This window comes from Burkholderia cepacia complex sp. TUM26381 (assembly GCF_057439935.1).
The window spans coordinates 2,389,780-2,401,776 of record NZ_CM172007.1 but is presented as its reverse complement, the minus strand read 5'-3'; the positions used below and the strand labels follow the sequence as shown (position 1 = coordinate 2,401,776).

Below are 11,997 nucleotides of genomic sequence, written 5' to 3'. Positions count from 1 at the left end.
GAGAATCGCGATGGCAAAGACGACAGGCGGAAAGAAAGCAACAGGCAAGGGCTCGACGGAGCCGACCAAGAAGGTCACAGCGGCCAAGTCTGCTTCTTCCACCAGGACAACGTCTTCAGCCACGTCAGCCCCTGCAGGAAAGAAAACCGCGGCCGGCACTGCTCAGGCTGCGCCGGCGCCGGCAGCCAGAACACGGGCTGCCGCCAGACCCGACTCCGGGCCGGCCAAGCCGGCGGCGAAGCGGGCAAGTGCGAAAAGCGCAAGGGACACGACTGCCGACGCGGACGAAACGGCAGTACGTACTACTCATGCACCCACGGTTCAACCGGCTGTCGTCCAGCAGCCGCGAGTCGATATAGCCGGTACGGCGAACTCCATGACCAAAAAGCTGAACGAAGTATCCGTCGAAGACGACGCAAATCAGAGCGACGAGCAGCCCGCAGCCGCGGCTGCACCGGGCAAATCCAAGGTGCGCGATCGTCGCGCCAAGGAAAAGGCGCTGCTGAAGGAAGCGTTTGCGACGAGCACGCCGGGCACGGCCGAGGAGCTCGAAGAGCGCCGCGTGAAACTGCGCGCGCTGATCAAGCTCGGCAAGGAGCGCGGCTTCCTGACGTACGCCGAAATCAACGACCACCTGCCGGACAACTTCACCGAGACCGAAGCCCTCGAAGGCATCATCGGCACGTTCAACGACATGGGCGTGGCGGTTTACGAGCAGGCTCCGGACGCGGAAACGCTGCTCCTGAACGACAACGCGCCCGCCGCGTCGTCGGACGATGAAGTCGAAGAGGAAGCGGAAGTCGCGCTGTCCACCGTCGATTCGGAATTCGGCCGCACGACCGATCCGGTCCGGATGTACATGCGCGAAATGGGCACGGTCGAGCTGCTCACGCGCGAAGGCGAAATCGAGATCGCGAAGCGGATCGAGGACGGCCTGCGCCACATGGTGATGGCCATCTCCGCATGCCCGACGACGATCGCCGACATCCTCGCGATGGCCGAACGCGTCGCGAACGAAGAGATCCGCGTCGACGAGCTCGTCGACGGCCTGCTCGATCCGAATGCTTCGGACTCCGCCGACACCGACGGCTTCTCCGCGAAGGAAGCGGAAGCCATCGAGAACGAGAACGAGGAAGCCGAAGAGGAAGAGGAAGAAGAGGAAGAGGAGGAGGACGACGGTGCCGCCCAGGCATCGGCGAACGCCGCCCAGCTCGAAGCCCTCAAGCGTGCGTCGCTCGACAAGTTCTCGCAGATCAGCGAGTGGTTCGACAAGATGCGTCGCGCGTTCGAGAAGGAAGGCTACAAGTCGAAGGCCTACCTGAAGGCGCAGGAAACGATCCAGACCGAACTGATGACGATCCGCTTCACCGCGCGTACCGTCGAACGCCTGTGCGACACGCTTCGTGCGCAGGTGGACGAAGTGCGTCAGGTCGAGCGCCAGATCCTGCACATCGTCGTCGACAAGTGCGGCATGCCGCGTTCGGAATTCATCGCGCGCTTCCCGGGCAGCGAGACGGATCTCGACTGGTCCGAGAAGATCATGGCCGAAGGCCATTCGTACAGCGCGGTGCTGTCGCGTAACGTTCCGGCGATCCGCGAACAGCAGCAGCGCCTGCTCGACCTGCAGGCGCGTGTCGTGCTGCCGCTGAAGGACCTGAAGGAAACCAACCGCCAGATGGCGGCCGGCGAACTGAAGGCGCGCCAGGCGAAGCGCGAAATGACCGAGGCGAACCTGCGTCTCGTGATCTCGATTGCGAAGAAGTACACGAACCGCGGCCTGCAGTTCCTCGACCTGATCCAGGAAGGCAACATCGGCCTGATGAAGGCGGTGGACAAGTTCGAATACCGTCGTGGCTACAAGTTCTCGACCTACGCGACGTGGTGGATCCGTCAGGCCATCACGCGTTCGATCGCGGACCAGGCGCGCACGATCCGTATTCCGGTTCACATGATCGAAACGATCAACAAGATGAACCGCATCTCGCGGCAGATCCTGCAGGAAACCGGTCTCGAGCCGGATCCGGCAACGCTCGCCGAGAAGATGGAGATGCCGGAAGACAAGATCCGCAAGATCATGAAGATCGCGAAGGAGCCGATCTCGATGGAAACGCCGATCGGTGACGACGACGATTCCCATCTGGGCGACTTCATCGAGGACAACAACACGGTCGCGCCGGCGGATGCAGCGCTGCATGCCAGCATGCGCGACGTCGTGAAGGACGTGCTCGATTCGCTGACGCCGCGCGAGGCGAAGGTGCTGCGGATGCGTTTCGGTATCGAGATGAGCACCGACCACACGCTCGAGGAAGTCGGCAAGCAGTTCGACGTCACGCGCGAGCGGATCCGTCAGATCGAGGCCAAGGCGCTGCGCAAGCTGCGTCACCCGAGCCGTTCCGACAAGCTGAAGTCGTTCCTCGAAGGGAACTGATTTCCAGCGTCTCTCCTGCGAACGCCGCCGGCATCTGCGTGATGCCGGTGGCGTTTGTCCCCTTTGTTGTTACAATGCCGGCCCGGCTTCGTTGCCGGGGCGGCGTGTAGCACGCGTCGTATCTCATCAGGGCTTGTAGCTCAGCGGTTAGAGCAGTCGACTCATAATCGATTGGTCGCGGGTTCGAACCCCGCCGGGCCCACCATATTCCGTTCCAAGGTCAGCCGAGGAAAATTCCAAACCCGTGATGCCGCAAGGCTTCACGGGTTTTTTGTTTTTCAGGGTGTCCGGGTGGTTTCGTAGGCAGCCGGTATGCCTCTCACGCATCAGGCCATGCCGGTGTGGCATCACGCCGTCCGGTCCTATCGCTTAAGATCGACGACTGTCGGTAATCTCACGAACTCGACCAACTGGCTCCGCCCAACCGGACCCCGGCTCCATCAAGCCGATGCGTTGGCCCCAAGCCCTTCCTCCCGCAACAACTCAACGCTCCATGCCGGCTTACCTCGCGTCGATGCGACGATTGCATTCATTGCGTTTGAATTCTTCTCGTTAGGAAATATGTGATGCAGGCGAGTCGGAGCGAATCGGTTGATTCGATCAATTTCCTCGGAGACGTTTTGTTGCGGGTCCACGCGCTTTCGTGCGAAATTCCCGCCCCTTCCTTCATCGGCTCCGCGGTTTCACTTGTCAGTCAATCAATATCCTGTCGTTCCGCGTGGTGGGGGCTGGTTGGTCGTGGGGCCAATGAAGTCACACCGACGGTCTACAAGAAGGAATTGATCGGACTACCGGCGGACTTCGAGGAAAGGTGGCTTCTCATCTCGGCACAGGACGCATTCGCGATAGAAGTCGAACGCCGTATCGGGGAGGTTCATGCTTTTTCTACGGACGAGAACTACAGCGCTCCCGGGAAAACCGAGGAGGTCAGGGCTTTTTGCCGGGAATACGATCTGGCGCATGGCGTATCGGTATTGCTGAGTGAGCCGTTCACGAGGAATCATTTCTTTTGCACGCTGTACCGAGGGCAGGATGCGCAGCCGTTCGATGAAATCGACATGGCATATTTCGGGCAGATCATGAAGTACACACTGCAGATATGGCGAAAGAATCTTCAGCGCATGCTTTCCGTTCCAGCCGCAGACAACGTGCACTCGAGCGGGATTGCGGACAAGGACGGAAGAATTGTCGGCATAGGCGGAGGGCTGTGCGAGTTCATCTCCGTGAACTGGCCGACGTGGCGTGGCGGAACGCTGCCGCAAGAGTTCGTTCAGCTCTTCAACGACGCGCCTTGCCGTACGCGTCTGGGGGGAAGGGCGGTCGAGATCGGCTATTTCGGATCCTATCTGCATGTATCCCTTGCACCGGACGGGCATGGGTTCGTCCTGTCGCCCAAGGAGAGGGCGATTGCGCATCAGTTTGCTGCCGGTCGCTCGTACAAGGAAATTTCACGCGTGATCGGCCTGTCGCCCGCAACGGTCAGAACCTATTTGCAGCGTGTCTATGCGCACCTCGGGGTGAGCAACAAGGTCCAGTTGGGCAGGGTGCTCGCTCCGGATTCGGCAGATGGCCAGGTTGAGGGTTCCCAGCCATTCTGACCGCGGTACCCGCCCGCATGTCACCTGCCGACGCGTCCGAAGCCGCTGAATCCTGTCGCGGCGCGTCGCTTGACGCGGGGATGATCGCCGGTCATTGCTCGTTCCTCAACCGACCCTCGTGTATGCGAGTCACGATCGGAAAATGACGCTGGCGTCTCCGGCAAGGGTTGGATCTTTACCGGTCCGGCGTCATACCTGCTCGGACCATTTCCCCGATCGTTCCGGTTTTCTGCACGATGGGTAACTGCTGGGAATGCGCGTCTGCATTTGCAGAGTATCGAGTGCGGATCGTGCCATGGGAGAATACTTTCGGTTCGACAGCGGTTCAGGGGCAGCCGGCTCCGGCCAGCGACCGGATCCTGACCAGTTCGCCAGCATGCATTGGCGATGCAGGCCATGGTTCTCATCGCGACGGCGGCAGCATTGCGTTGTCCGAAAAAAACTGCTCATTGTCCGCTGTTACGCTTCCCCGGTTCAGGGCCGAATGTTCTAATTTTTGCATTGAGCAGGCAGTAGTCATTCGATACACGCGCGATCGATTGCGCGGAGGCTGGATGCGGTTCATGGAAGTTCTCGAGCCGTTGCATGTTGGCCTTTTTGCTTGACTGAGAAGGGCAATCGCATTGGTCAGAGTTCTAATGCCGATTAAAAAATTCGGATAACGAATTAACAGGAAACAAAAGATGCGCCGATTGTGAACGGCAGCGTTGCGACAGCGTTGTGGTTTGCGATGTCACGAAGCTGGCGTCGGGCATCGATTTCGTTGGAGAAGCATGTGTTGATCCGCGTCACCGAAGGGCGCGATGAACTCGGCGTATGACAGATACACGATGGACGACGAGTGAATGAAAGATGAAATGTCGGGTGCACGGCGTCATTGCATAGGGCACGGGAACGGAAAGAGAGGGTGGATGGATCACGTCGACACCATCGGATTCGATATCGAATGGCGGCCTCTCATCAATTATCTGAAGGAGAAGGGTGTCGCGATTCCCGATCTGTGGGGCGATTCCCGGTCGGCGGGGCGCTTGCCTAGCGGGCTGCTTTACGACTGGATTGCCCAGAACAGCATGTCGCCGCGGGAAGCGCTTCGCATCGGCGAGCACTATCGGCTGTCGGATTACGGCGTTGTCGGATTGGCTCTGAAGACTGCCGCCAACTTTGGAGAGGCGTTTCAAGTCGTCAGGACGTACATGCTGCCGCTTAACCAGAATATTCGTGGTGTGCGTGTCGACGCGTCCGATGCCGGTACCGTCGATGTCAGCATCGATTTGCGCGACAGCCCGGATTTACCCCCGGAACTGAGGCTTTTCAATGCCAATGTGGTTGCCGCGGCGTCATATGCGATCACCAGGAATTTGCTGCGCGACAAGATCGATTTGATTCGCCTGCGGCTTCCTGAAACGGCCGACGATCCGGGCCCGTATGAGGCGCATTTCGGTGTTCCGGTTCGGTTCGGTGGCCGGAGCATTGTTTTCACGTTACCGGGCGGTTGCTTCGATCAGGAGATACCGAGTGCAAACCGGGCGGTCTTTCAGGCAGCCATCGCGATGAGCGGAGAAGCGCTAGATACGATGCTCTCGCGGGAAGTGCGCGGATATCGCGAACGCATTCTCTCGTTGCTTGAATCCCTTCCCGATCAGTATCCGGACAGCAGTGATGTCGCCCGGCATCTTGGCATCAACGAGCGAACGCTGCGCCGGCGATTGACCGACGAAGGCTGCAGCTATCGCGAGGTCCTGGATATGGTGCGACAAAAAAGGGCCAAGCGCCTGCTGCTGGATAAGCGTTTGCGCATGGACGACATTGCCGAAAAGCTCGGTTACGCGGATACGTCGAGCTTCAGAAATGCGTTCCGCCGGTGGACCGGATGTAGCCCGAGTGATTTTCGGCGAGATGCCGGCGTCGTATAGCGTTCGGCGAGTCGAAGTTCGCGGTACCCGCGTATCGGCCGGTCGTGGCGCCGGGATCGCGCGGCGAGATATCTGGCCGACGGCTTTTGCGATCGATAGATCGCCGTGGAGCGGGGTGTGATTCCGTATCTGCGCGGATCGTCAGGGTCGTGATTCGGATGAGGGGGCGCAGAACCGAGCGATAGTCGGTCGATCTGCCGTGCGTGTCGAATTGAAGCGTCGAGGACGAAACGAGGTGGCCGCGTGATTTTGACGATGCCGAAGAAGAGGGCGGCAATTTTATCAAGAGATTCGAAAATAGAATCGTGGATTATTAAAAATCTGGAAGAGTCGGATTACGATTGCATATTTTTTATAAATTTCAACGATATATTAAGTTATGAGAACCCGGAAGATTTAAGCATTCTTGTAACTAGATTCGAGGATCTGGATTCCGTGTCGGGGCGGGTCTTGCTTCGCCGGAAAAATGGCGCGCTCGAAAAAACGCCGATTCTTTTCGTAACGTCGGGTGTGGAGAAATGGAAAATCGTGTCGATGCTGGACGCGGGTGCTGACGCATATATCGCGACCACCGCGTCACGTCCCGTTTTTCTGTCGTATGTCGATGCGCTCGTGAGGCGCGCGAGGGCGAGGAAGTCGCGTCCCAGCAGGGAAATTCACGGAGCGTACGAATTCGACCTGCTCAGCAAGAAGGTCCGGCGGCAGAGAACGAACATTCCGGTCAACGTGATGGAATTCCATATTTCTCTTTCGCTTTTTCGGAATCTCGGCGAGTCACTTTCGTTGAACTATCTCGAGGAAATGACTTGGGGCGTTTCGACCGGGGAAGCTCGCGGGAAGATAAGGACGCACGTGTCGAATCTGAAGAGGAAGCTCGACCTGACGCCGGAGAATGGCTACCTGCTCACCGCCGTGAGGGGATATGGGTATCGACTTGAATTGATTCCAGGTCGAGACCGGTTGTCGGGTAAATGCGACGAGGTTGAACTGGATTGGAGTACGTCCTGAACACTTCTTGAGGAGGTCAATGGCAGGAAAAGGCGCGTTGCGCCGTTGTACGAGCGCGAGGCGAAGATTCCGACGCCGGCATCGCAGCGTGATCCTGGCAGCGGACCAGCGCATACCCATCAACATCGATCTGAAAATTCCATGCTCTATCGTTATCGAAAGACATTCGGCTTGACGCTGATCGCGAGCCTGGCGTTGTCTGCCTGCGGCGGCGACGATGCGTCAGGCACCGGTGCCGCCGCGGGCAGCCGCGCCAACGGAAGCGACAGCACGGCGAAAATGGCTTGCCCATTCCAGGGCGCACTCGTTTTCGAGTGCGAGCCGCTTTTCAAATATCAATGGGCATTGAAGCAGCCAGGGAGCTATTTCGCGGACTTCCCGAACGTGGCCGACGGCGAGACGGACCTCGACATCGAGAGCGTATTTCGTGATGGGGTTTTGGGGCAGGGCGTCAATCTGCTGGTGCTGGACGACGGTATCGACATCGCACACGAAGATCTGGCGCCGAACGTCAAACGCTCGATGATGCATAACTTCTTCAACGATACGAACGACCCCACGCCAGACGATATCGAATCGGCTCACGGAACCCACGTCGCGGGAATAGCCGCAGCGGCAATGAATGGCAAAGGCATCGTGGGCGTTGCGCCGGATGTGAATCTGGGCGGTGCGCGCTTTCTCGGCTTCGACGATGACGTTTCGAATCAGGTCGCCGCTTACGGCGGCGTGTCGTGGTCGGAGAACGCTGACATCATCAATGCATCGTATGGGATCAATCCGCGGAGCCCGATTGAATACGATACCGACACGTCCAGCACGGAGGCCGTCCGGTCTTTTCCGGAGCGCCGTGACGGCAAGGGGCTCGTCATGCTCAAGGCGACGGGAAACGAATACACCGGAATTTATGATGAGGCGACCAGGACCACGCGCGATTGCCCGACGGTTGGAGGCAAGCGCGGCATGATTTCCTGCGAAAATCCGGCCAATGATCCGGAAGGACTCGAACCGGGCGTGATCATGGTGGCCTCCGCCAACGCGATGGGGAGAAAGGCAAGCGACTCGAATGCCGGCCCGGTCAACTGGATTACCGCTTTGGGAGGCGAAGACGGGGATAGTGGCGCGTACGGCGAGACAGTTCCTGGTCCGAAGATTTTCTCGACGGATTTGACAGGCTGTCACCGCGGTTACAGTCGCTACCGTTCTCCGGCTGACTCGAAGAACGAAGCGATGAACGACTTCGACACCGCCGGCAAGCGTGTCAACCTTCGCGAGAATCCTGACTGCAAGTACTCGAGCATGAATGGCACATCGGCGGCCACTCCGATGGTGTCAGGCATTGTGGCGTTGATGCTGTCGGTCAACCCGACGCTGACGTGGCGCGACGTCAGGGACATCCTGCGCACCACCGCGCGAAAGATCGATGCTGGTTATGGTTCGCGTGACGGACGTGACGCAAGGATCGATCTCGGCGACGGTAGCGCCTCGTACGACACCCGCTCGGACCTTGTCGACGGAGCGACCACCGCGCGTCTTGACTATGGCTGGCAGACGAATGGTGCCGGCAACGCATATTCGACATGGTACGGCTTCGGTCTGATCGACGCTGCGGCGGCGGTCCGGAAGGCGAGATCCTACACATCGCACGCCGCTGCCGATTTGACGATTCCTGGTTTCGCTCGGGCCTTTCCAGACGTCATGCAGATACGATACGGGCACGTTCAGAAGCTTGGCCAATTCAGCGTATCCGGCAACGACAACGTCGATCAGTTGCAGCTTCGCCTGACCGGGAGTGTCTGTATCGGCAGCATGGGTGTGTACGTCAAATCGCCGTCCGGTACGATTTCGACGCTTGCATTGCCGTATAACAGCTACTACACGAACAATGTTTCGGAGGTCAGCCACTACGGCCTCGGCAGCTACGCATTCTACGGTGAGCAATCCGCCGGAACCTGGGAAGTCTACGCGGTCAACGTAGTGCCTCAGCCCGAATGCAACAGCTCCCCCGGTAACCTCACGCGCCTGAGCAAACCGTTGTCCGTCGAATACCGCATCATCGCAGCTCGTTGAGAGACCCGGATCATGAGCCATCAATCTTTCATCAGGTACTGGATTTCAGGCGCGATGCTGTCGCTGCTCGCAACGCTGCATGTGAACGCGGCTGAATCGATCGCCGGCAAGCAATTGTCGCCGCAGGAGCTGGCGCAGTACGCGCATGCGCCGTCGGTGCGGCTGGATGGTCAGACCTTCAAGCATCTGAATGCGGGCGAAACTGCCAAATCCATGCGTGCCGGTTCGGCAGGCGATCGAGCGACGCTGCTTGTCAACGAGCGTGGCGTGGTGGGTGAGACCCGCAATGAACTGGTCGTCTCGCAAGTCGAACCGGATCGCGTGCGCGAGGTGGCCGGTCAGCTCGGCAAATCACCGGTGGCGACGGCCTACTTCGCGCCGGTGCGCATCAGCACGCTGCGCTTCGCATCGTTCGAGGACGCGGTCGAGGCACGGGCGAAGCTGATCAAGTTGCTGCCGCAGGCGAGAGTCAATTTGCCGATCCGATACGCGACATCGAAGGCGCGCTGATCGTGCAGAGGATGCTGTGCCGTGCGGTGGAGTATCCGGTATTTACCGAACAGCCCGCCGGATCTCGATGAGATATCGGTGTCAGGAACTACGTCTCGCGTGTCCGTTCGTGCTCTTTCCAGCAATCGGTGTGGATGATTTAATCGAGTCCGAACCGATTGAACGGAACAAGCCTGAAATCGGTAAGGAAGCGTTCAAACAAGTATCGTTTTCAATGCTGTCCATCAATTAATTCGTATTGCGAATCAAATTGATGACGTCGACGAACCTTTCAAGGTTCTGGTGCAGACGGCACTCGAATGGTTCGGGGTTTCGTTTGCGGATTGTCTGAATCGGCCCCGTCGCCTGGTTGGCGGTGGTGCCGGCGAGCGTTGTGCTTCCAGTTGTCAACCATGCAGTGATCAACTTAACCGGGGAAAAACATGAAGGCTCACTTGAAAGCTCTGCTTGCCGTCTCGTTCGCCGTGGCCGGCGGGCTTGCGCATGCGCAATCGAATCCGATCAACGGTACCGTCAATGCGCAGCTCGTGCTGACCAGCGGTTGCGCGATCAATGCCGGCAGCGGTTCGGTCAGCACGACCACCAATTTCGGTTCGCTCAACTTCGGCACGCAGCCGAGCGGCTTTACCGGGTCGTTGAATGCGCAAACGACCGGGACCGGAACGAGCACGACTCAGATAACCTGTTCGCCCGACGTGACCTCGGTGAAAGTCACGGTCGACGGCGGCAAGAACGCGGGGAAGGGGGCCAGCGTCGGAACGGGTACGCGCGCACTGGCGAACGGTACGTCTTACGTTCCGTACGAAGTCTATTCGGATAACGCGTTCAAGAATCAGTATGTGGCGAGTACCGCGCAGACCGTACCGTTGACTGCGGGCACGGCGCTCGCGCTGCCGATCTACGGTGTCGTGAACAAGACCAGCACGTCCGCTCTCGCGGCCGGTACGTATACCGACGTGCTGAACGTCACGGTCGGCTGGTAAGCGCACTCGCCAACCCTCTCCGGTCTTGCGGCGGCCGACGGTGCCGCAAGACGCGCATCTCACGACGGGATCGCTATGTGGCTCTGCAAAACCCGGGCTCTTCTGTTGAGTGCTGTCATGTTTCCGGTTACCGGCATGGCGGATACGCCGATACCGACGACGAAGACCTTCGCGATCAGCGCGCGGATCGTGTCGGGGTGTGGTGTGTCGGGCGGCGGTACCAGCGTCAATTTCGGGCTGCTGGACTTCGGCACCTATCCCGCCGTGTCGGCCGGGCAGGTCAATGCGGTCGCGACCGGTAGTGCACTGCAGATCCAGTGTTCGTCCGGCACGACGCTGAAGATCGCCGTCGACGGTGGACTCAATCCCTCGTCGGGCAATACGCAACGGAATCTGCAGGGACCGGGCGAAACGCTCATCGGTTATCAGCTCTATGCGGATGCCGCCCACACGCAAGCGCTCAACATCGGACAACCGGTATCGATGCCCGTGTCGGGCGTCGCGAGCTTGCCGATCTACGGCTCGCTCAGTCTGCCGGGCGGTTCCACGCCGGCCGGTACTTATACAGATACCGCCCAGGTCACGATCAGTTACTGAATCAGGATGGAATCCGAGATGAACGATCCGATTGCGACCGCTCGGCCGGGCCGCACGATGCGACGCGCGACCGCGATGGCGGTGTCGACGACGATCGCATGCACAGGCGCCGCTCATGCGGCCACGTCGGTGATGATCTGGCCGATCGATCCGGTGATCGAGAGCGACCAGCGCGCGAGTGCGTTGTGGCTCGAGAATCAGGATGTCAAGCCGGTCACGTTGCAGATTCGCGTGCTCGCGTGGCGCGAGGCCGACTGGAAGGAGCTTCATGCGGAGAATCAACGCCGCGTCGTGAGCAGCCCGCCGATGGCGACGGTGCTGCCCGGCAAGCGGCAGTTGATTCGCTTGACGAAGCTGGTCGATGTCGCGCCTGGAGCCGAGGACGCGTATCGGGTGCTCATCGACGAGATTCCCCAGGCCGAGGATTCCGGGGGGGAAGGCGGCAATACGTCGCTTGGCGTGCGGTTCCAGATGCATTACTCGATACCGCTGTTCGTCGACGGGAACGGCGTATGGACCAAGGAAGACCCGGACAAACGCCGCGATCCGGCCACGGCTTCGGCGCCGGTGCTCGGCTGGCATATCGCTCGCGAGGACGGCAAGCGCTGGCTCGTGGTGGCGAATCGCGGCGTCGTGCATGCGCGCATCACGCAGATTGCGTTCGAGTCGGGGGAACAGCGCACCGAGATCGAGCGGGGGCTGCTGGGCTACGTGTTGCCCGGTGCTCGGATGCGCTGGCCGTTGCCGCAGGACCTGAAGCTCGCCGCGCAGTCGAATCTGGTTGCCACGGTCAACGGCAAGACAGGCGTCGAAATGCGTCCGGATGACGCTGACATGCATCCGTAGTTTCACAGGTCGCTCGGAACGGACAATCACGATACTCGACGGGGGGC

The 11,997-nt window shown here is 59.7% G+C and carries 9 protein-coding genes and 1 tRNA gene; all 10 read left to right on the top strand.

Features of this window, described 5'->3' with window-relative positions; genetic code table 11:
• Positions 1-10: 10 nt before the first annotated feature.
• The 10 genes from rpoD to ACWMMN_RS27335 all read left to right on the top strand — a co-directional run bounded on the left by rpoD (position 11) and on the right by ACWMMN_RS27335 (position 11,950).
• On the top strand, positions 11-2,428 hold the full coding sequence (gene rpoD / locus ACWMMN_RS27380) for an RNA polymerase sigma factor RpoD (protein ID WP_081051933.1): 2,418 nt from the start codon (positions 11-13) through the stop codon (positions 2,426-2,428).
• A 129-nt stretch (positions 2,429-2,557) separates the two neighbouring features.
• Positions 2,558-2,633: transfer RNA gene (locus ACWMMN_RS27375), tRNA-Ile, on the top strand.
• Between the two features lie 361 nt (positions 2,634-2,994).
• Positions 2,995-4,026, top strand: a complete 1,032-nt coding sequence (locus tag ACWMMN_RS27370) for a response regulator transcription factor (protein WP_342705881.1) — start codon at positions 2,995-2,997, stop codon at positions 4,024-4,026.
• A gap of 911 nt (positions 4,027-4,937) precedes the next feature.
• A complete protein-coding gene (locus ACWMMN_RS27365) occupies positions 4,938-5,939 on the top strand; it encodes an AraC family transcriptional regulator (RefSeq protein WP_486423397.1) in 1,002 nt (333 codons plus the stop codon).
• A 243-nt stretch (positions 5,940-6,182) separates the two neighbouring features.
• Positions 6,183-6,947 carry a response regulator transcription factor gene (locus ACWMMN_RS27360; protein WP_342705882.1) on the top strand — a complete coding sequence of 255 codons (765 nt, stop codon included), beginning with the start codon at positions 6,183-6,185 and terminating at the stop codon, positions 6,945-6,947.
• 141 nt (positions 6,948-7,088) lie between these two features.
• The gene (locus tag ACWMMN_RS27355; RefSeq protein ID WP_174992769.1) at positions 7,089-9,014 is read left to right on the top strand and encodes a S8 family serine peptidase; all 1,926 of its coding nucleotides are present in this window, start codon (positions 7,089-7,091) and stop codon (positions 9,012-9,014) included.
• Positions 9,015-9,068: 54 nt separating this feature from the next.
• A complete protein-coding gene (locus ACWMMN_RS27350) occupies positions 9,069-9,524 on the top strand; it encodes a hypothetical protein (protein ID WP_486423396.1) in 456 nt (151 codons plus the stop codon).
• A gap of 422 nt (positions 9,525-9,946) precedes the next feature.
• Positions 9,947-10,507, top strand: a complete 561-nt coding sequence (locus tag ACWMMN_RS27345; RefSeq protein ID WP_059237303.1) for a spore coat protein U domain-containing protein — start codon at positions 9,947-9,949, stop codon at positions 10,505-10,507.
• Positions 10,508-10,582: 75 nt separating this feature from the next.
• A complete protein-coding gene (locus tag ACWMMN_RS27340; RefSeq protein ID WP_059237302.1) occupies positions 10,583-11,104 on the top strand; it encodes a Csu type fimbrial protein in 522 nt (173 codons plus the stop codon).
• Between the two features lie 18 nt (positions 11,105-11,122).
• Positions 11,123-11,950, top strand: coding sequence for a fimbrial biogenesis chaperone (locus tag ACWMMN_RS27335; protein WP_059240769.1), 828 nt, complete (start codon positions 11,123-11,125; stop codon positions 11,948-11,950).
• Positions 11,951-11,997: the final 47 nt, after the last annotated feature.